This window comes from Collinsella aerofaciens, from assembly GCF_964283865.1.
In the GTDB taxonomy this organism is placed as follows: Bacteria; Actinomycetota; Coriobacteriia; order Coriobacteriales; family Coriobacteriaceae; genus Collinsella.
Genome location: NZ_CAXYLS010000001.1, coordinates 271,899 through 292,036, shown reverse-complemented (window position 1 = coordinate 292,036; position 20,138 = coordinate 271,899). Strand labels below are relative to the sequence as shown.

General features: G+C 60.7%; 16 protein-coding genes. 13 read left to right on the top strand and 3 right to left on the bottom strand.

Features of this window, described 5'->3' with window-relative positions; all coding sequences use genetic code 11:
* The first annotated feature begins 426 nt into the window (after positions 1-426).
* Entirely contained in the window at positions 427-876 is a 450-nt protein-coding gene (locus tag ACRX4W_RS01315; RefSeq protein ID WP_117840249.1) for a hypothetical protein, read from the top strand.
* A 128-nt stretch (positions 877-1,004) separates the two neighbouring features.
* Here ACRX4W_RS01315 and ACRX4W_RS01310 read toward each other — a convergent pair whose 3' ends face one another.
* The gene (locus tag ACRX4W_RS01310) at positions 1,005-2,144 is read right to left on the bottom strand and encodes a DUF389 domain-containing protein (protein ID WP_124786481.1); all 1,140 of its coding nucleotides are present in this window, start codon (positions 2,142-2,144) and stop codon (positions 1,005-1,007) included.
* Positions 2,145-2,451: 307 nt separating this feature from the next.
* On the opposite strand from ACRX4W_RS01310, the gene ACRX4W_RS01305 reads away from it, so the two are divergent.
* Complete coding sequence (locus ACRX4W_RS01305) at positions 2,452-5,907, top strand: CAP domain-containing protein (protein WP_432298933.1); 3,456 nt, start codon at positions 2,452-2,454, stop codon at positions 5,905-5,907.
* A 201-nt stretch (positions 5,908-6,108) separates the two neighbouring features.
* On the opposite strand, the gene ACRX4W_RS01300 is transcribed toward ACRX4W_RS01305, so the two are convergent.
* Entirely contained in the window at positions 6,109-7,812 is a 1,704-nt protein-coding gene (locus ACRX4W_RS01300) for an OPT/YSL family transporter (RefSeq protein ID WP_117840021.1), read from the bottom strand.
* A 192-nt stretch (positions 7,813-8,004) separates the two neighbouring features.
* Here ACRX4W_RS01300 and ACRX4W_RS01295 point away from each other — a divergent pair, with 192 nt between their 5' ends.
* The 11 genes from ACRX4W_RS01295 to ACRX4W_RS01245 all read left to right on the top strand — a co-directional run bounded on the left by ACRX4W_RS01295 (position 8,005) and on the right by ACRX4W_RS01245 (position 18,468).
* Positions 8,005-8,856, top strand: coding sequence for a type III pantothenate kinase (locus ACRX4W_RS01295; protein ID WP_117840020.1), 852 nt, complete (start codon positions 8,005-8,007; stop codon positions 8,854-8,856).
* Between the two features lie 86 nt (positions 8,857-8,942).
* On the top strand, positions 8,943-9,467 hold the full coding sequence (locus ACRX4W_RS01290; protein WP_099432128.1) for a deoxycytidylate deaminase: 525 nt from the start codon (positions 8,943-8,945) through the stop codon (positions 9,465-9,467).
* Between the two features lie 172 nt (positions 9,468-9,639).
* Positions 9,640-9,918 (top strand): NifU family protein, encoded by a 279-nt coding sequence (locus ACRX4W_RS01285; protein ID WP_117637654.1) that lies wholly within the window; start codon positions 9,640-9,642, stop codon positions 9,916-9,918.
* Positions 9,919-10,027: 109 nt separating this feature from the next.
* Positions 10,028-10,849, top strand: coding sequence for a prolipoprotein diacylglyceryl transferase (lgt, locus tag ACRX4W_RS01280; protein WP_117840019.1), 822 nt, complete (start codon positions 10,028-10,030; stop codon positions 10,847-10,849).
* A 145-nt stretch (positions 10,850-10,994) separates the two neighbouring features.
* On the top strand, positions 10,995-13,178 hold the full coding sequence (locus ACRX4W_RS01275; protein ID WP_338400700.1) for a DUF6020 family protein: 2,184 nt from the start codon (positions 10,995-10,997) through the stop codon (positions 13,176-13,178).
* Between the two features lie 164 nt (positions 13,179-13,342).
* Positions 13,343-14,149 carry a YebC/PmpR family DNA-binding transcriptional regulator gene (locus ACRX4W_RS01270; RefSeq protein ID WP_006234926.1) on the top strand — a complete coding sequence of 269 codons (807 nt, stop codon included), beginning with the start codon at positions 13,343-13,345 and terminating at the stop codon, positions 14,147-14,149.
* A 166-nt stretch (positions 14,150-14,315) separates the two neighbouring features.
* On the top strand, positions 14,316-14,861 hold the full coding sequence (locus ACRX4W_RS01265; RefSeq protein ID WP_432298932.1) for an Asp23/Gls24 family envelope stress response protein: 546 nt from the start codon (positions 14,316-14,318) through the stop codon (positions 14,859-14,861).
* Positions 14,854-15,231 carry a DUF2273 domain-containing protein gene (locus tag ACRX4W_RS01260; RefSeq protein WP_231500738.1) on the top strand — a complete coding sequence of 126 codons (378 nt, stop codon included), beginning with the start codon at positions 14,854-14,856 and terminating at the stop codon, positions 15,229-15,231. The genes ACRX4W_RS01265 and ACRX4W_RS01260 overlap by 8 nt, the downstream gene beginning before the upstream one ends.
* A gap of 44 nt (positions 15,232-15,275) precedes the next feature.
* Positions 15,276-15,791, top strand: coding sequence for an Asp23/Gls24 family envelope stress response protein (locus tag ACRX4W_RS01255; protein WP_055251999.1), 516 nt, complete (start codon positions 15,276-15,278; stop codon positions 15,789-15,791).
* A gap of 206 nt (positions 15,792-15,997) precedes the next feature.
* Positions 15,998-17,020 carry a YitT family protein gene (locus tag ACRX4W_RS01250; protein WP_082435553.1) on the top strand — a complete coding sequence of 341 codons (1,023 nt, stop codon included), beginning with the start codon at positions 15,998-16,000 and terminating at the stop codon, positions 17,018-17,020.
* 149 nt (positions 17,021-17,169) lie between these two features.
* A complete protein-coding gene (locus ACRX4W_RS01245) occupies positions 17,170-18,468 on the top strand; it encodes a DUF4013 domain-containing protein (RefSeq protein ID WP_432298931.1) in 1,299 nt (432 codons plus the stop codon).
* A gap of 140 nt (positions 18,469-18,608) precedes the next feature.
* Here the strand turns inward: ACRX4W_RS01245 and ACRX4W_RS01240 are convergent, their stop codons facing one another.
* Positions 18,609-20,072 carry a M20 family metallopeptidase gene (locus tag ACRX4W_RS01240; RefSeq protein WP_117774048.1) on the bottom strand — a complete coding sequence of 488 codons (1,464 nt, stop codon included), beginning with the start codon at positions 20,070-20,072 and terminating at the stop codon, positions 18,609-18,611.
* Positions 20,073-20,138: the final 66 nt, after the last annotated feature.

The window sequence follows — 20,138 nt, the reverse complement described above, 5'->3', positions numbered from 1 at the left end:
ACTCGTTTTTATTGCACATATGTTGTGTAAATAGCGTTGCAGGCGCCTTCAGCGGACTCGGATTTCGGAAGTATGCGGCAAAATTTGAATAGGCCGAGCACACTGGATATGCCCAAGCTTTGTACCTGCGGTTTTATTGGTGAAAAACCGGGGTGTGCTCGAGGGCTCCGGAATTTGCCGCATACTTCCGAAAACAACGTCTCGGTGGCACCAAAAATTGCCTCCAGAACCCTGAGATAATGAACATATGTAGCCGTTCGCCGCAAATTATCGTCCGTTCATGGAACCTATCTCCAACGAGTTGTAACCATATGGTTTGATGTTGGAAACATATGATTGCCGGCAGGCCGTAGGTGACGTTTGCCCTGATATCGGAGGTACCAAGTATGTTTCGTGCTCCGTTAAACAAGTATCGGGCTGGCTAACATGAGCCGCCGTTTTGTCTCGATAACCCTTGCAGTGGTCTGCCTGGCTGTGCTCCTGGGCGCTACGGGGATGTTTGCTATAAGTCGAGAAACATCCTATATGCAGGAATGTGCTTCCGAAGGCTTTGCCATTGATGGTTACTATCGGGATGACAAAACGAGTCGGGAAACCCTGGCTTTTCTTGAGGAGGACAACTGTCGATGGCAGCTGGTCGACCAAGACGGAATCTGCACAGACGGGCAGTTTAAGCGTACGGATGACCCCAACATCCTGATATTAAAGAAGGAAAACGGTGAAGAATTCGGTACGGTCCACGTGGCGTACCTGTCACGCCGACGCGATCAGGGCTTGCTCTACCTATTTAGAGATACCAGGGTGACCCGTTTTTATCTGGTGAGTACCGGTCCGGCGTTTACGGTGGAGTCTGGCGATGTCGATGCGGACAGTTGATTCACGGCAATAAAACAGCGAGCGGGGCACGGACATGAATCGCGCCCCGCTTTTTTGCTCGCGGCCTGCGTCGCGTCTGCGCTTCGTTCCGACTCGCGCCTGTGCGCGCATCCATCTCACGTCCCGCATCACTTCACATCGAACTCCACGCGATCGAGCTCGGGCACGTTGAGGTCGATGAGCTTGCGGGCAACGCGGCGGTCGTGTGCCCCAAGCGCCTCGCCTGTCGTCACATGGGCGACAATCTCGCGCTCGACGATGCCTTCCTCGTCCCCTTCGGTGGCCGAGGTCTCGACGGCGACGGTGTAATCCTTAAAGCCCGGCAGCACCGCGGCAAGCTCGCGTGTGGTCTCGGTGACGCCGTAGCCGTCCTGCACGCCGACCTGCGCCGAGCCAATGGACCCCGCGGTCATGACGATGCAGGGGATGGCAAAGATCACCGTACCCACGATGATGCGGCGGCGCACCTTGTGTGACAGCTCATCGACCTCGGCATCTTCTTCGGCGGTCACAATGCCGTCGCCGTTGAGGTCGCGCTTGAGCGGCACGCGCAAAAGAAGTAGTACGGCTTCGGCCGCCAGCGCGATAAAGACGACGTTGATGCCAAACTCGTAAAGCGCCGAGAGAAACAGCGACCCGCTTGCGATGGCGATGCCATAGCCCGCCGCGCACAGGGGCGGCATGAGCGCGGTCGCCACGGCCACGCCGGCGATGAGCGTTGCGGGCTCCTGGTCGCGCGAGTTGCCCAGGCCACCCGCAAAGCCGCCCGCGAGCGCGACGGCAAGGTCCCACACGGTGGGCGTCGAGTTGTCGATAATGGCGGCTGTGGTGGTGCCAAGGGGCGAGAGCTTAAAGTACAACGTGGATGTGACCAGGCAAAAGGCCATTTGCAGCGCAAGGCCGGCGACGGCTTCGACGGTAATCTCGCGGTCGAGCGTGGCGATGCCATATGCCATGGCAAGGACCGATCCCATAAGCGGGCAGATGAGCATGGCGCCCACGATGGCGATGTCCGAATCGATATCGAGGCCAATACTTGCGATTAACATCGCGATGATGAGGATGCACAGGTGAGTGCCAGTCAGACGCGCCCCGTTTACAAAACGCTTGCGGATCACGTGATAGGGTGCGCGTCCCTCGCGAATGTTGAACGCGCGCTTGAGGAAGCGGGTGACGTTTTCCATGGCTTCGCTATGAGCAGGGCGGATGCCGTGACGCCGATGATGACGCTCGCGCAGTCGTTCGATCTGTTGCTTGTCGAGTTCCATGTCCACCTCGTTCTGGCACGGGCCGCGCAACGCGCCCGTTGTCCTAACTCTACACCGTGGCGGACGAGGTGTCTGTTGGATGCGGAATCCGATAGGGCGGATGACGCGGGAGCAAATGCAAATCACAGGTTCAATTTGATCCCGCAATAATATGATGCACCAGCTCCTACATATGTGACGAAATTGTGAAGCACGAGAGCGTGAATTTCAAAAAATACGCTGGTCGCCAATGTTGCGCAACAGAATTCAAAAATCGACAGCTACCATTTGATACGTATGGATACATCCGTGTCAAAGGGAGAAAGCCATGGCAAACTACAGTCCACAACACTTTGGGCCTCGGGCCAAGACTGTCAACGTCAAGGGCGTTGCTAACCGCGCCGTCGCAACCGTTTTGACGGCGGGCCTCATTGCTCAGCCGCTTATGTCGCCGCTGGCGGCAATCGCCGCACCGTCAACCGATAACGGCGATTCTGTTCAGGGGGGGGGTAGTTCTGTAGAGAACACCGTTGCCGCCGGTAACCAAGCGGTCGTAAAGACGGCTGCCCAGCTGGCCGAGGAGTCGGCAAAGCAGCTCAAGGACGCTCAGGCCGCCTACGATGCCGCCCAGAAGAACGCCGATGCGGCGGGCCAGTCTCAAAAGCAGGCGCAGCAGCAAAAGAATCAGGCCTCGCAGGCTGTGAGCGACAACGAAATCGAGCAGAACGCAGCAGAAGTCGCCGCGCTCCAGGAGAAGATTGACGAGCTCAAAGCCGCCGTCGAAAAGACCGAGCAGCAGCAGAAGAAGCTGGGCGACCTGAACGATCGGCTCGAACAGGCCAACAAGAGTGTCGAGGATAAGACCCAGGCGCTCAAGGACGCCAAGGCAAAGCAGGATGAGGCCAAGAAGGCCCTCGATGATGCCCAGGCCAAGCTCGAGGCCATGGGTATGGACGAGTACGAGGCCGCCAAGAAGGCCGTCGAGGACGCGCAGGCAAAGCTCGATGACGCCAATAAGGCCGTTACTACTGCACAGGCCAATCTGGACCAGGCCAAGGCTGCCGAGGCCAGCGCCCAGCAGGAAAAGCAGAATACCGAGGCGGCTTTGACGACTGCCCAGGCCAAGAAGCAGGAGACTGCCGCTGCTCTCGCAGCCGCAACCACCGCGCGCGATAACGCCCGGCAGAAGTTCAACCAGGCGCAGGCCGCGCTCGATGCTGCCGTCTCGGGTACGGGTGTTGACCTGAGTGCGCTTGAGGCCGCCAAGAAAGCTGCTGCTGGTGAGCTCAAGACCGCGCAGGCGGAGCTCAATGCCGCGACGGATGCCGACGCCACCGCACAGACAAATCTGCAGGCCGCCCAGGCTGCCGTCGCTGCCGCGCAGGAGAAGGCCAACGCCGCCAACGCTGCTGTGGCATCTGCCCAGTCTGCATACGATGCGGCAAACAAGGAGTACAAGGACGCGGCCAGTAAGCGTGACGCCGCGAAGACGGCATACGAGCAGGCCCAGCAGACCGAGGCCGACAAGAAGGCGGAGTACGATAAGCTTGTCGAAGTTCGCAAGCAGAAGCGCAGCGAGTGGGAGGCAGCCTGCGCTGCTTCGAACGCCGCGGAAAAGGCTTATGACGCTGCTAATGTCCAGGTTGAGGCTCTTGAGCAGCAGATTGCTGAGCTCAAGTCCAACATGACCGTTGACCAGGAAGTCATCAGCCAAGGTATACTCGGCTTCATGAACTATATTAGCGACGGCAGCCAGTTCACAGCCACGCAGAAAAAGAACGCCCAGGAAGCCGTATCGATGCTGACCGGTGCCGCTGACAAGGCCGAATGGTATGACCAGTACGTCGATCAGGACATGTCTCGCGACACCAACCCGCTTTCCTTGGAGCAGATGCGCAACGCCCTGACATATCTCGACACCCAGAACAACCTCCGCAAGGCGAACGGTCAGTCGGCGCTCAGCGTCAGCCTCCGCATGACTGCGGCAGCCGCTCTTAATACATCATATTCATCGAACATCTGGGGACACTCGAACTGTTACTTCGACAACGGCGAAAATCTTGCTGGCGGAGGCGGCGCATATACCGGCGGCGAGACCGAGGATACGCTTGGCTGGCCATATACCGGTCTCTACACCCAGGAGAAAAAGGCATTCGATAAGTACGTCGAACAGTATGGTGACGCACTTGGGAGCCATCGATATGATTCATACTATATCTACCAGCACTACTACAGCATCTACAAAGAGTGCGGGCACTATCTCAACATCATCGATGCCGGCACGAAGGCTATCGGTATCGCGACCGGTAGCGGTAAGAACACCGATTCCGAGGTAACCGTATTCGATTACAGCGCTGATGATACTCAGGCTGATTTCACTGTCTCCGAGTTCAAGAAGCTCGTGAACGACTACATCGACTCTGCCTATAACGCTGGCGGCACGCAGGCGCAGAAGGCGCAGCTCAAGGAGCTTCAGGGCAAGCTCGCCGAGGCGCAGAAGAACTTTGGAACTACTAGGGAAGCTTACTTCGCAGCTGTAAACGGGCAGGATGCCGCCCAGGACGCTTTCACCGCAGCAGATGTGAACATGAACACCGCCAAGGGCGAGTACGAGAAGGCCAAGTCCGGCACCGCCGCCGCGAAGACGGCATACGACGCCGCCGAAGCCAAACTCAAGGGTATCGACGTCAAGACGCCCAAGACCAAGCTCGACGCCGCCAAGGGCGAGGCCGCTACTGCCCAGGCAGCTCTCGATAAGGCAAACGCCACGCTTGCTGACAGCAAGACGAAGGCAGCCGAGGCCGCTGCTCACAAGGCGAAGGCTCGCAGCGCCCGCGACGCCGCCAAGGTAAAGTCCGATCAGGCCAACGAGGCGTATGACAACGCTACTGCTTCGGTCAAGGACCTTGCCGCCAAGTGCGATGCCGCCAAGACGGATCTTGCGAACAAGCAGGGCACGCTTAACGATGCCAAGAAGGCCGACGACACTGCCCAGGCTGGCGTTGACAAGGCTCAGGCCGCAGATGTGCACGCCGCGACCGCTCTTTCGGGCGCCAAGCAGGCAGTTGCCGCCAAGACGCAGATCCTGTCCGACGCGCAGGCGAAGGCCAAGGCCGCCGAGGACGAGCTTGCCACCGCAAACAAGGCCTTCGAGCGCTTCGCCGGTGCCCAGAAGGCGGTCGACGACGCCAAGGCCGCCTATGACGCTGCCGTCGCCGGTGTCGCCGATGCCCAGAAGCAGCTCGATGCCGCCAACGAAGCCGTCGTCGATGCGAACCTCGAGATCGTCAAGGCCAAGGCCGAGCTTGCCAACGACGAGGCGCTCAAGGCCGATCTTGAGGCTGTCGACCACAAGGCATCCCTTGCCGCGGGCACGACGGGCAACGAGAAGCTGGTCAAGCTGAACGCTGCCTACGCTCGCTATAAGGCCGCCGTCGATGCCGCCGCTGGCCTCAAGGCTGCTCTGAGCGATGCCGATGCCAAGCTGTCCGATGCCAACGACGCCTATGCCGCCGCGCTTGCCGAGCTTGGCGATGCCAAGGATGCCCTGGCTGCCGCGCAGGCCGAGTACGACAAGTATCATCCCAAGGCTGAGCCGCAGGCCAAGCCTCAGGTTGCGCAGGCTGCTGCAAAGGCTCCTGTCGCCAAGAAGAAGGCAACGTCGGCCGCACTCGCCCAGACCGGTGATGACTCCGCGCTTGCGGGCGAGGTCTTCGTTATCGGCGGTATTACGCTCGTGGCTGCGGGTGTGACGCTCGGCGATCGTCGTCGCAAGCAGATGTAGCGTTTCGAGCGTAGATTCTGCAACGAACTTCGGTTCATAGCAGGAACGCTTCGATAGCTTAACCGATAAGGCCGGCGCGCTGTTAAACGCAGCGCGCCGGTCTTTCTTTGCGTTGGTATCAAAAAGCCCGGTCGGTAGCCGCGAAAGCTACCGACCGGGCAAATCGTAGGCAATATGGTTGCTGTCGAGCAACTGCTCAGCTTATCCCAGCAGGCTCAGGCCCACGGAGACAAACGCCAGGATAACGCCGACGATGGACTCGCCGCCCAGCAGGCCGCTGGCAACGACCAGGCCCTGCTCCTGGAAGGCGGCGTCCTTGGCAGCCTTCTCCTCGTCAGAAAGACCAGCGGTGGCGTCGCGGTGTGCTGCCCACTTGTCGTAGGCGAGCTTGACGCAGGAGCCCAGGAATGCCGTGAGTGACATGTAGAACGGCAGGTACACGCCCAGGCCGATCATCATGGCCGGAATGCCGAGCCAGTACATGACGATGCCGGCGATAAAGCCGCCAACGAACCACGGCACGCTCGGGATGCCCGAGACCATGGTGGCGACCACACTTGCCTGCGCGGCAACAAAGCTCTTGTCGGGGCCAAAGGCGTCCGGACCATAGGCGGTGACGAGCGCGACCATGACGGCTGCGGCGACCAGGGCACCCACGATGCCGCCAATGGCCTGGCCGATCCACTGAGCACGCGGGTTGGTGCCCAGCACGGCGCCGGCCTTAAAGTCGTTCATGACGTCGCCCGCAAGGCCGCACGCCACGGCCACGATGCCGGCGATAAAGAACAGCTTGACCTGGGCGATCTGTGCGAAGGCGGCCACGATGAGCATAACGATGAGGCCAAAGATCTCCATGGGGTCGATGCCCGTCTGGCCGCAGCTCTGTGCGCTCATGATGGTGGTGACAAAGGTGAACAGCGTGACGATGACGGCCGGAACGGGGCCAAGGTCGAGCACGATGGCGATGATCACGGCGATGGCGGCAGCGCCCAGGCCGATGATACCGGCGTCGAGCTTAAGGGAACCCGAGATGAGCGACTGCTCGTCGGTGTCGGTGGAGCTGTCGGCGGCGAGGCCGCGGACGATACCGGCGACCTGCGGCAGGATGTCCTTGAGGACGACGGCGACACCAAAGCCCATCATGAGGCCCATACCCAGGGACTTGACGATGCCCTGCGCAGTCACAACGTCGAACAGACCGGCAGCGGTGCCGCCCACAATGATGCCAAAGTTGCCCAGCAGGGCGCCGGCAAACCAGAAGGCGACGGGGGCGAAGCCCACGAGGAAGCCGACGGAGAGCAGCATGGGCGAGTTGTAGATACCAAAGGTCACGCCGGGAATGTTGAGCGTGCACAGCATGCTGGGCACAATGCCCAGGGCGTCGCGCAGCACGCTATAGATGCCGGCGATGGCCATGGAGCCAAAGAGCTGCTTGCCGGTCTTGCCGCCGGCCTCGGTCGCGCGCAGGGTCTGAGCTGCGGCGTTGCCAGTGGGGAACTCAAGCGCGGCGTCCACGATAAAGTGACGGTGGATGAGTGCCGTGGCCAGCAGGCCCAGGATAGTGCCGGCGAGTGCCACGATAAACATATCGAGCCAGCTGATCTGGTTGGCATAGCCCAGCATCCAGGCGCCCGGGATGGTAAACGCCAGACCGCCGGCGACCATGGCGCCTGCGGACATGATGGTGTGGGTGACGTTTGCCTCGTTGAGGCTGGCGTTGCCCATGAGCTTAAGGAAGAACAGCGAGATGACGGCAGCGAAGACGATTGGCCAGGGGAGTGCGCCCATCTTGAGGGCGGTGTAGGCCGAGCTTGCCGTGATGATCACGCAGCCAAGGACGCCGATGACGACGCCGCGCAGCGTGAGTTGCCCGCGCATCGAAGCGCGGTTCGAGGGATTGCTCATATAGAACTCCTTTGCGTATATCCGCTTCCCCCGGGAGCGCCGCTACGGATACGGCGCGGGAAGTCGGGTTACCAAGGGCCGCCGCGTGAGCTCGCAAACGACCGCGCACCAGTATAGCCGCAAGCCAGTCATTTTGGGATGACTGGTTTAGGTAGGCGATATACTGCTGGACAGACGAAAGGAGCGCCGACGATGCTTAATGGGTGCGCATATATATTGACGGTCGACGTGGGTAACACGTTCATTCGCTTTGGCCTGTTTGCCGAGGATTCGGCCGCGGCGCAGGAGCGCCCGCTCGCGACGTGCGAGATCACGACGCCGTCGAGCATTACGGCCGACGAAGCGCGTATGCGTCTCGCGCAGGTCACGGCCGCGCTGGCGGCCGATGCGGGCATGCCGGGCGCGCTTGTGCCCACGGCTGCCGTGCTGAGCTGTGTGGTCCCGGCGCTCGAGCGCCCGTGGAAGGCAGCACTTTCCCGTACCTGCACGGGGCGCGTGCTCACGGTGGGGCCGGGCCTCAAGACCGGTATGCCCGTGCACTACGACGATCCAGCAGAGATCGGTCCCGACCGCATCGCCGACGCCGTGGCGGCACGCGCCGTCTACGGCTCTCCCTGCATCGTGATCGACTTGGGTACCACGACCAATATCGAGGTCATCGACGCGCGCGGCACCTTTGTGGGCGGCGTCATCGCGCCGGGTCTGGCGCTTGGCGCCCGCTCGCTTTCGGCTGCTGCGGCGCGTCTGCCGCAGGTCGAGCCCTCGGCACCCACGCATGTGATCGGTCGCAACACGCGCGAGGCCATGCGTTCGGGCGTGGTTCTGGGCGAGGTGGCCCGCATCGACGGCATGCTCGACATGGTGCTCGCCGAGATGCGCGCGACCAAGGCCGCGGGGGAGGGCGACGTGCCCATCGTCATTACCGGCGACGATGCCGAGGCGCTCGCGTCGCTGGTCGGCCACAGCCTGACGGTAGACGACGCGCTGACGTTGCGAGGACTCGCCGAGCTCTACCGCATCAACCAAAAGCCCCGCCGCGTGTAAAAGTGAGGGCGCCGGTGGGACAAACGCCCCCCCACCTTTCACCTGCTACAATGGGTCAAACTATTGCGATTACGGAGGTGTCTGCCATGTCGGACGATCTTCATCAAACTTCGTCAGGCAAGCGCCTGGACGTCATTAGCTGGGACGAGTTCTTTATGAGCGTGGCCATCGCCGCACAGCGCCGCAGCAAGGACCCCAACACGCAGGTGGGTGCGTGCATCGCCAGCACCAACCACCGTATCCTTTCGGTGGGCTACAACGGTACGCCCTCGGCGCTCAACGACGACTTTTTCCCGTGGGGTACGAGCGACGACCCGCTGCAGGACAAGCACAACTACGTGGTCCATGCCGAGGCCAACGCCGTGCTCAACTACCGTGGCTCGCTCAAGGACCTCGAGGGTTCCACGGTCTACGTCACGCTGTTCCCGTGCCACGACTGCGCCAAGATTTTGGCGCAGGTGGGTGTGGGCGAGGTTGTCTACCTGGACAACAAGTACGCCGACACCGACGACGGCCGCATCAGCCGCCGCATTCTCGACTCCTGCGGTATTAGCTACCGCCAGGTTATCGTCGATGTTCACATCGGTACCGAGGGGCAGGCTCAGCAGTAGCGCGTGACAATGCCAGCTGGTAACAACAGGCAGCTAAAAGATCCCCGTCCCAAATTGACTGCTCGTGAAAGTCGTGTCCGCGCGCATGGATGGCTCGTGAGCGGGTACATGGCTGTAGTAACATAGCCCCTGTCCGCGGGCGTGCCCGCGTTATTGTGAGAAAGGAGCCCCTGTGGCTGTTAACGAAGAGCTGCTTAAGAAGGTTCTTGAAGAGATTCGCCCCAACCTGCAGGCCGACGGCGGCGATATGGAGTATGTGGGTGTTGACGACGAGGGCGTCGTCAAACTGGAGCTGCAGGGTGCCTGCGCCGGCTGCCCTATGAGCGCGCTGACCCTGTCCATGGGTATCGAGCGTATCCTCAAGGAGCATGTGCCCGGCGTTACCCGTGTCGAGCAGGTTAATGCCTCCGGCGAGACCGACGACCTGTACGACGAGTACGCGCCGTTCTAAGATGCGAAAGCTGCGGACGGCATACTCCGCATAGACGTTACGCCCAAATATGCGGCTGCGAGCGCAAGGCCCGCGGCCGCATTTGTATGTAGGGAGTAGGAGGGTCGACATGCTCAACGACTTCTACCATATGCTTGATCCCGTCGCGATTTCGGCGGGGCCCATCACGATTTACTGGTATGGTCTGGCCTATGTGGTCGGTGCCCTGCTCACGGCGGTCGTCATGTACCGCACGCAGCGTCGCTGGGGCTTTAACATCACGATTGACGACCTGACGAGTGTCGTGGTCGGCGTGGTCTTTGGCCTTATCATCGGCGCCCGTCTGTTCTACGTCATTTTCTACGGCGACGGCTACTACTGGGCGCATCTGCTCGAGATCTTTGCCACCAACGAGGGCGGCATGAGCTTCCATGGCGGTTTGGTGGGCGGCATTATCGGCGGCATCATCGTGTGCCGCATGTATAAACTCGACGCATGGACTTTGGCAGACCTTGCCGTCATAGGCGCGCCGCTGGCCTTGTGCCTGGGCCGTTGTGCCAACTTTGTCAACGGTGAGCTGTGGGGCAAGCCGACCGATCTGCCCTGGGGCGTGGTCTTCGGTGGCACCGCGGGCGATATGCCGCGTCATCCCTCCCAGCTCTACGAGGCATTTCTTGAGGGCATTGTGCTCTTTTGCATTCTGCAGGTGCTCAGCCGCAAAAAGCCGCTGCTGCCCCAGGGCACGTTTATGGGCGTGTTTGTGATGGGTTACGGCATCGTCCGCTTCCTCGTCGAGTTCGTGCGCGTGCCCGACGCCCAGCTTGGCTATCTGCTGGGCGGCGTCATCACGATGGGTCAGCTGCTGAGCCTGCCGCTCGTAATCGCGGGCCTGGCGCTCATCATCTTTGCCCGTCGCCGCAACCGTCCCCAGCGCATCTACCTCGACGCCTAACCACCACATACCACCACAAAGGGGACAGACACCTTTGTGGTGGTTTTACCGGGCAACGATGACAGAACCGTAACGTTTCCCCAGATAAAACCTGCCAAAATAAACCTGTCCCTTTTTGGCAGGTTTCTAGAAAGGCTTTCGGACTGTGAAGGATTCCGATCTCTCCACAACGGCTGCGCGCGACGCGGCCCGCATCGTCTGGTTTAAGCGCTACCCCGCCAAGCAGACGCTCGCCGCATTTTTGCTCGCGCTGTTGGCGACCACGGCGTTTTCCATCGATCCCGCCCCGGTGTCGAGCAACGCAGTCTTGGCGATTGACCCCAAAGCCTCGGGCATGCTGTACGTGTGCTACGAGGTGCTCCTCTCGTTTGCCGGCCATACCGACGCGGTCATGCTGCTTGCGCTTGCCTGCCTGCTCACGCTGCCGTTTCGCTACGTATTCTTTGGCCGTGGCGACACCTGGCGCCCATCGATTATTCTGCCGTCGCTGTTTTTCGCCATCTGCATGGTGTTCGGCCGCAGCTACGACCTCGCCGACTCGGCCGAGATTGTTCTTGGCGACAAGGCCCGCATCATCTGCGCCTGGATTGGCGGCGCGGGCTGGATGCTCCTAGCGATCGTGGCCTTCTACCTTGCCTTTGAGTGCCTGGATTGGCTGAGCTCTCGGCGCATCCCGTTTTCCGAGGCGCACTTTGGCCGCATATGGCGTGTGGCTCACGCCGTGCTCTCGGTCCATCCCTTTGCCGGGCCCTTCCTGGTGCTTATGATCGCCTGGGCGCCCACGCTCATCGCTTCGCTGCCCGGCCTTTTTATGGGAGATACGGGTGCGCAGATTCGCCAGTGGTTCAACTATCCCAACGGCACGAGCGACTACCTGCGCCTACTCAACCCCAACGTGCTGCTCAACGGGCATCATCCCGTAGTGCACACGGCCATTATCGGCTCGTGCGTTCAACTGGGGCTTTCGCTGTTCAACAGCGCTAACGCGGGCCTCATCATCTATACCTGCGCTCAATTTGTCATCACGGCTGCCTGCATGGCCTATTCCATTTCGTCGCTGCGCAAACTGGGCGTGAGCCTGCCGGTTCGCGGTGCGATCCTGCTGTTCTTTGCGTTTATGCCGATGTTCTCTAACTACGCGGCGTTGCTCACCAAAGACGTGCTCTTTGCCGACGCGTTTTTGGTGCTGCTGGTACAGACCGTCAAGTTCGTGGCATGTGGCTTGCCCCGTCGTGATGCCAATGCCGAGCGTGCGGGCGAACAGAGGCCCGTGCTCTTTGCGCGCCATGACTGGCTGCTGCTCGCTCTGGGTGCCATGGGTTCCACGTTTCTGCGCAACGGCGGCCTGGTGTTTCCCCTGGCGGCATGCGTAATCGCGGCGGCGTTTTGCGCATGGGACGCGCATGTGGCTCGTCGTGCAGTCAAGCAGGCCGGTGCTGCGCCTTCGGGCGCCATCTCGCGTTTCCGCTGGGTGGGAGTTCTTGCGGTGCTTGGACTCTGCCTTGCCTCTAATATGTACTTCACCAAGGTCTTTATGCCGGCGCACGACATTACGCCTGGTTCCAAGCGCGAAATCCTCTCGATTCCGTTCCAGCAGACGGCTCGTTTCGTCCAAAAGCACGACGGCCTCAACTCGGGTGTCAACCCTACGGTTAAGGAGGACGGCACTATCGTGGAGGCTCCTTGCGACGGCTTGGTGACCGACGATGAGCGTGCCGTGATCGACCGTGTGCTCAAGTACGACAATCTGGGCCGCCGCTACAACCCGGATAAGTCGGACGCCGTCAAAAATTGCTTTAACGAGTACGCCTCGCAGGAGGACATCAAGGCCTATTTTGAGGTCTGGGCGCAGATGCTCAAAAAGGATCCCGAGTGCTACATCTCGGCGCTCATCAATAACTACTACGGCTACTTTTATCCGAGTGCCCGCGATGCGTGGGTCTACAGCACGGCGCGCAGTGCCGAGATTATGGCGAAGCCCGATAACCTCAAGTACTTTGACTTCCATCCGGTCGATAGCAAGGTTGTGCGCTGGTGCGACCACCTGATCAACCTGTATCGCGTGGCGGTGCAGCGCATTCCGTTTATCTCGCTCACCATGAGCTCGGCCACCTATGTGTGGATTATGATCGCCGTGGTGGTCTACCTGTTGCGCCGCCATTCGTGGCGCGGGCTGGCCATTTGGGTGCCGCTGCTGGGCGTGCTCGCCGTGTGCCTGATTGGTCCGTGCAACGGCTCGACCTACATGCGCTACCTGTATCCGGTCATCGCCTGCATGCCCTTCGCCATCGGCGCCACCGTCACCCGCAGCGACTTCCTCTGGTCCTAACTTGGTGCATTGGGGTCAGGTTTCTTTGCACCAAAGGGGACATCATCACGACGCCTTCATTTTGGGGTTTATCTCGCAGGCTAGTAGGTATATCATAACGACGTTTGTTTATATTGCCCGAGCATCTGCGCTGGGCTTTAGGTCGAAACCGATAGGAGACACGTATGTCCGGACACTCTAAGTGGGCCACAACCAAGCATCGTAAGGGCGCGCAGGACGCCAAGCGTTCCGCCCTCTTCTCCAAGCTCAGCCGCAACATCACCGTTGCTGCCCGTCTCGGCGGTGACCCGCTGCCCGAGAACAACGCCAGCCTCGCCGCTGCCGTTGCCAAGGCCAAGGCTCAGTCCATGCCTAAGGACAAGATCAAGTCCGCTATCGACAAGGCTTTTGGTTCGGGTGCTGACGCCGCCGTCTACGAGAACATCGTGTACGAGGGCTACGGTCCCGCCGGTGTCGCCGTCTACGTCGACTGCCTGACCGACAACCGCAACCGTACCGCCGCTGATGTCCGTTCCGCCTTCTCCCACGCTGGTGGCAACCTGGGCACCTCCGGCTCCGTCGCCTTCCAGTTTGAGCGCAAGGGCCAGATCGTCGTCGCCAAGGAGATCCTGGACGAGAACGCCAAGAAGGAGACCATGATCGCCAACGGTGCTGCCGGTGACGAGGATGAGTTCATGATGGCCATCGCCGAGGCCGGTGGCGAGGACTACGAGGATGCCGGCGAGGAGTGGATCGTCTGGACTACTGCCAACGAGGTCATGGCTGTCTCCAAGGCGCTCGAGGAGCAGGGCGTCCAGGTCAAGGGCTCCGAGACCACCATGGTCCCGACCACCCCGACCGAGGTCTCCGGCGCCGACGCCAAGAAGGTTCAGCGCCTCATCGACCGTCTTGAGGAGCTCGACGACGTCCAGGACGTCTACAGCACCATGGACATGACCGACGAGGTCATCGCTGCCCTCGAGGAGGAGTAGCGCTCGCACGGGTTAAGCCGTGCATATCTGGGCATAATGAAGCGAGCATGCAAGCCTCGTGGAATAGATGAGCCGGATCCGCGTGCGTAGAGCACCGGACCCGGCTCTTTTATAATGATGCGAACCGTTCTGCATTTCGAGAGCCGAGATTTGAAGGGAGCGCCGCGTGCGCGTACTCAAACGAGCCCTAGCGATCGTGTATCTTGCCGCCACCATCGTGGCGCTGGGTACGCTTGTCTGCCAGTTTTGGGGGCCGTATACGTATCGCTTTATGCTGCTGATGCGCGACCCCATGCCGCGCATCGTCGTCACGGCGTGCGCCGGCGTCGTGGCGATCGGCGTGCTGGTAAGCTTTTTCCGCCTGATGTTCGCCCGTCGCGAACCGTCCTGCGTGCATCCGGCGGGGGAGCGCAATATCGAGGTTACCCTTGCGGCGCTTTCTTCGTGCGCCAGGGCTGCTGCCGAGCGTGACGACCGCGTGATGGTCGAGCATGTCGAGGCTCGCGTCCAAGGTCCCGACGATTCGCACGTTCGTTTTAAGGTCGAGGCTATCGCGCTTGACGATAAGGACGTGGCATCTCTGGCTACCGCGATGCAGCAGCGCATCGAAGAAGCCTGCGATACCATGCTCGGCGCGCCGGGTACGACCGCGCGCGTCCGTTTTTTGCCGTCCAAGACTACCGTCCAGACCGTGGAGGTTTCCGGTGAGTGATACCAATCAAGATAAGACCGCTCGTACGCCGCGCCTGACGATTGACCAGAGCGCCACGTCGGCGAGCGAACCTGTTGATTCCAAAGCAGAGGCAACCGAGTTACAAGACGCGGCAGCCGCGGATTTTGACGAGGCTATGGGTCTCATCAAGGGTACGGGCGCTGCCATCTGGAGCTATGCTGTGCGTCATCCCAACACCACGCTCGGCGCCGTCGCCGGCTTTATCCTCGCCGTGTTGGTGCTCACGTTGGGCCTGTGGGACACGCTCGTCATTGCATTCTTCGTGCTGATCGGCGCTGTGATCGGCCAAATTCGCGACGGCGAGAACGGGATCGTCAACTTCTTCGGCCGTCTGTTTAGCGGCCGCTAATATGTATTCGACTGTCGCATCCGCGGCAGGCATAAGGAGGAACCATGGCTTTTAATACGAAGGTCGATGTAGCCGATACCGAGCTCGAGGAGAACGAGGCGGTCGTCGCCGAAGCTGAGGATGTGACGCTCGAGGATGAGGCTCTCGTCGAGGCCGAGTCCGATACGGATGAGGACGACGAGGAAGCGGATGAGTCCGAGGACTCGCTGACCTATTCCAACGGCGTGATCGAGAAGATCGTTGCCATGGCCACCCGCGAGGTTCCGCACGTTCTGGGCATGAAGGGTAACCTCATGCACTTTGTGCAGGAGCAGTTTGGTGCCGAGAATCTGACCAAGGGCGTGACGGTCGAGGTCACCGACGATAATCGCGTGGTCGTCAACATCTCCGTCATCATCGAGTACGGCGCCTATGCGCCCGCGATCTTCGACGATGTCAAGGCACGTGTCACCGAGCGCCTTGCCGCGATGACCGGCCTTGAGGTGGCGGGCGTCAATCTGCGCATCGAGGACGTCATCACCCCCGAGGAGTATGAGCACCGCACCAGCCAGCACGAATAACCTTCCAAAAAGGAACAGGTTTGTTTTGGCAGGTTTTATCTGCGAAAACGTTAAACGGCCGACCGCGCAAGCAAAAGCGTGGCCGGCCGTTTTTATACGCTCCCGATGTAGTCATACCGCTCGTCTAACTGGGGGTTGCAATCCCTACGTTCCGCGTTACTCTAATGGGCGCATTGTTTCCAAATTGTTAACGAGGAGTTGCCGTAATGGCCGACGAGCACGAAACAGAAAGCAAGGCATGGGCGATTGAGGCCGCTGCGGCAGAGGCGGCGTCGCGTGCTGCCGAGGAGGTGCATCGTCCTCCCGTGGTGCCGATGGAGCGCGTGGTCGATCGCGATGTTATCGAGCGGGGCGAGCGCGCTGGTCGCAAGCGCAGCCAGGAGCCGGGCTTTCCGCGCTTTTTTGCCGAGCTCAATTTGGGCCTGATCCTCACGGCCTTTGCCATCGTTGCGTTTAAAACCCCTAATCACTTTGCTTTTGGCGGCACCTCGGGCGTGTCGGTCATTCTGTCCACGCTGTTCCCGACCCTGCCCGTCGGCGTTTTTATGTGGATTATCAATGCGGTCCTGGTCGTTCTGGGCTTTATCTTTTTGGAGCGCAAGGCAATCCTGTGGAGCGTCTTCGCCTCGTTTGCGCTGTCCGCCTATGTTTCGCTGTTTGAGCTCTTTATTCCGACCGATGTCTCGATGACGGGCGATATGTGGCTCGACCTGTGCTTTGCCGTGATTCTGCCGGCGCTCGGCAGCGCCATCGTCTTTGATATTGGTGCCTCGACGGGCGGCACGGACATCCTCGCCATGATTCTCAAACGCCGCACCACGCTTGAGATCGGCCGTGCGCTGCTGTTGGTCGATATCGGCATCGTGACCATCGCGGCCTTCTTGTACGGTCCGCGCGTCGGTCTGTACTGCGTGCTCGGCCTGTTTGCCAAGACGCTTGTGGTCGACAAGGCCATCGAGAGCATTCACCTGCGCAAAGTCTGCACGGTCATTTGTTCCGAGCCCCTTAAGGTCGAGGAGTTTATCGTCAAGCATCTCAACCGTACGGCGACTATCAGCCGCGGCTACGGTGCTTTCTCGGGCAAGTGCGTGACGGTGATTATGAGCGTGCTGAGTCGTCGCGAGGCCGTGCAACTGCGTCGCTACGCGCGCGAGATCGATCCGGGTGCCTTTATCACGATTGTCGACAGCTCCGAGATCGTCGGCAAGGGTTTCCGCGGAACGAACTAACGCAGACGTATTCAACGAACCGCCTACTGGCGCCGTGTACCTTGCAAATCGGTCATCTTTGAGTATTTGACCCCACATTGGGCAATAATGATGCTAAAGACATCGTTTGCGATCCAAGTGATTCGCTCAAGATACGAAGGGATGATTCTATGTTCTGCTCGCAGTGTGGCGCCCCCATGGGCGATAACGACAAGTTCTGCGGCGCGTGTGGTGCTCCTAATGCCGGTGCCGCTGGACCCGCTCCCCAGGGACAGCCTCAGCCCCAGCAGTTTGTTCCGCAACCGCCCGTGGCGAATGCGCCAAAGGGCTGTGTGGCTCAGGCGTTCCAAGATATGACCAAGACTCCGGGTGTGCTTCAGCGTGTATGCCAAATCGCGTTTTTGCCGGCGCTGATTTGCGTTGTGTCGGTGCTCGTGTTGTTTATTCCCGTTATTGGCGGCATTGCGGCTGCCATCGGCTTTTTGGCAGCTTGCATTGCGAGCGTGTGTGGTTCCGGCTTTGGTATCGAGTGGGGCCGTGATCTTTCGCTCAAGGTCGATGACGGCATGGACCGTCCACTCATGCGTTCCACGTCGTTTGGTCTCGGAGTCTTTTCGGGCGTTATTTCGGTCGTGCTCGAGGTTATCGCTGCCATTCCCGTTATCGGTGTAGTGCTTTCGCTGGTGGAGAGCGTGGTAATTGGCGCCGCGGGCTCGTATTCTTATTACGGCTCTTATGCGCTCGAGGCTGCGCTGTTTGGCTCGCTTGGCCTGCTTGTCCTGGCTATGATTGCCACGGCGGTCTTGGGGGTCTTCTTTAAGATGTTTGCCGACATCGCCGTGATGCACTTTGCGGTGACCGGTCGTGTGGAGAGCGCGTTTTCGCTTGATAAGGTCTGGGCGGCCTTTAAGAACAATAAGACCAAGCTGTTCTGCGCTTCGTTCCTCCCCGAGTTTTTGACGGGTCTGGTCGCTAACGTTGTCACTTGGATTCTGACGTTCGTCTTTGGCACCATTGCCTCTGTCGGTATGTATAGCTACTACTACCGTCCTACGGCTATTGAGGCGCTTGTTACCGGCGGTGGCATTACGCTCGTATTGTTCTTGGTGCTGACGGCGTTTGTCACGGTATTTCTCACGGTCTTTGGCAAGATGCTCAAGCACCGTGCCGTTGGCTATTGGGTTGCGCGCTACGCAAGCGAGTGGGCCGACGAGGACAAGGACGACGTACTGACTTTTGTGCTGCCGTTTGAGAAGAAGTCTGCTCCGGCTGGTTTTAGCGCCGACGTAGCGCCCGTATCCGATTCCGCTGCGGCGCCGGCGCCTGCGCCCGAGCCCGAGCCCGAGCCCGAGCCCGAGCCTGAGTCTGAGCCTGAGCCTGAGCCTGAGCCTGAGCCTGAGCCCGCGCCCGTGCCCGTGCCTGAGCCCGAGCCTGCGCCAAGCTCCGACGAGGACCCGCAGGACGAGTAACCCTGCCACCTGCCATTTGGGGACGGGGTAGAAACGGTAGAAATAGCGCTTGACAAATGAGCGGGGGAGGACGTGTCGAAACGTCCGCCCCCGCTTTGATATCGCGATGTGGCTATGACTGCGAGATGGCCGCGAATCGACTACTCGCCGCGCTTCTCCTCGCGGCGAGCGGCGGCACGTGCATCGTGGATGCCCTTGATCGCGGCATGGCGTGCCGTGCGGGCGTCATGGATGGCGTCGCGAGCCTCGGCGGTCGTTGCCTTGGCAGAGCGCAACTTGGCGGCCAGGTCGGGGTTGGTTTCGGCGACCGCGGTGATCGCGGGGCCGTCGAGCTCCTCTTGTGTGGGCTCGGCCAAAAAGTCGATGGCATACTGGGCGGCCACCATGGAGCCCTTTGCCAGCACAGTCTCGTCGATCTTGTAGAAGCAGGAATGTTGGGCGTACGTGGCGCCAATCTTGGGGTTGCGCGTACCTACAAAGGCGAGCACGCCCGGTACGCGGCGCAGGTACTCCGAAAAATCCTCGCCCGAAAGCGTGCCGCGGTAATGGCCTTGGCCGGTGGGGCCCAAGCATTTGATTACTGCCTGGCGGCAGCGCTCGCTCGAGGCGGCATCGTTTTCGACCTTGTAGTTGGCGATGGTGTAGTCGGTGAGCTTTGCCTCGGCGCCCAAGGCGGCCGCGGTATGCTCCACGATGCGGCGCATGAGCTCCGGCATTTCCTCGTGGGTCGAATCGCCGTAGGTGCGCACCGTGCCGGCGAGGTAGGCCGTGCCGGCGATAACGTTGCGCGCGGTGCCGCCGTGCAGCTCGCCGACGGTAATGACGGCCGGCTCGTAGGGACTGATCTCGCGCGAAACGATGGTCTGCAGAGCGTTGACGATCTCGGCGGCAACCATAACGGCGTCGTGACCGCGCTGGGGCATGGCACCGTGGCACGAGGTGCCGCGGACGTCGATGCGGAACCAGTCGGTATTGGCCATGCGCGGCCCGGGCTCGCAGCTCACGGTGCCGGCGTCGACCTCACTCCAGATGTGCGCGGCGTAGGCGCCATCGACGCCGTCGAGCACGCCCGTGCCGATCATGAGCTTGGCGCCCTGGCCGTTTTCCTCGCTGGGTTGGAAGACGATGCGGACTTCGCCGTGGATGTCGTCGGTCATATGGCGCAGGATTTGCAGCGTGCCGAGCATCATGGCGATGTGGCAGTCGTGGCCGCAGGCGTGCATGCAGCCCTCGTTGACGCTGGCAAACTCCTCGCCGGTCTGCTCGGTGACGGGCAGGGCGTCGATGTCGGCGCGCAGCAGGATGCGGCGGCGTGGCGTGCCGTCCTCGCGATAGGCGTCGGGCGCGGTGCCGCGAAGGGTTGCCACAAGGCCCGTCTTAAGGGGACGCTCGTAGGGGATATTCATGGCGTCGAGCTGGTTGGCGATGTCAGAAGTCGTGCGCTCCTCGGCAAGGCTCAGCTCCGGGTGCTTATGGAAGTGGCGGCGCTGCTTGATGATATAGGGTTCAAACTCGGTAGCGATATCTTTGATGGCTGCGGTGACGTCGTCAGCCGCGCGAGCCTCGGTCGCCGCCATAATCTGCTGTGCCTTGGTCTTCGTCATGGTCGATTTGCTCCTTGCTGGGTTGATCGCAAAATCGTACAGGCTCTCTCCAGTATGCCACCTGCC

Bases quoted from the DNA above. Each gene is read 5' to 3' on its own strand.
- ACRX4W_RS01315 (WP_117840249.1), top strand. From the start codon at position 427: ATGAGCCGCCGTTTTGTCTCGATAACCCTTGCAGTGGTCTGCCTGGCT.
- ACRX4W_RS01310 (WP_124786481.1), bottom strand. From the start codon at position 2,144: ATGGAACTCGACAAGCAACAGATCGAACGACTGCGCGAGCGTCATCAT.
- ACRX4W_RS01305 (WP_432298933.1), top strand. From the start codon at position 2,452: ATGGCAAACTACAGTCCACAACACTTTGGGCCTCGGGCCAAGACTGTC.
- ACRX4W_RS01300 (WP_117840021.1), bottom strand. From the start codon at position 7,812: ATGAGCAATCCCTCGAACCGCGCTTCGATGCGCGGGCAACTCACGCTG.
- ACRX4W_RS01295 (WP_117840020.1), top strand. From the start codon at position 8,005: ATGCTTAATGGGTGCGCATATATATTGACGGTCGACGTGGGTAACACG.
- ACRX4W_RS01290 (WP_099432128.1), top strand. From the start codon at position 8,943: ATGTCGGACGATCTTCATCAAACTTCGTCAGGCAAGCGCCTGGACGTC.
- lgt (WP_117840019.1), top strand. From the start codon at position 10,028: ATGCTCAACGACTTCTACCATATGCTTGATCCCGTCGCGATTTCGGCG.
- ACRX4W_RS01270 (WP_006234926.1), top strand. From the start codon at position 13,343: ATGTCCGGACACTCTAAGTGGGCCACAACCAAGCATCGTAAGGGCGCG.
- ACRX4W_RS01255 (WP_055251999.1), top strand. From the start codon at position 15,276: ATGGCTTTTAATACGAAGGTCGATGTAGCCGATACCGAGCTCGAGGAG.
- ACRX4W_RS01250 (WP_082435553.1), top strand. From the start codon at position 15,998: ATGGCCGACGAGCACGAAACAGAAAGCAAGGCATGGGCGATTGAGGCC.
- ACRX4W_RS01245 (WP_432298931.1), top strand. From the start codon at position 17,170: ATGTTCTGCTCGCAGTGTGGCGCCCCCATGGGCGATAACGACAAGTTC.
- ACRX4W_RS01240 (WP_117774048.1), bottom strand. From the start codon at position 20,072: ATGACGAAGACCAAGGCACAGCAGATTATGGCGGCGACCGAGGCTCGC.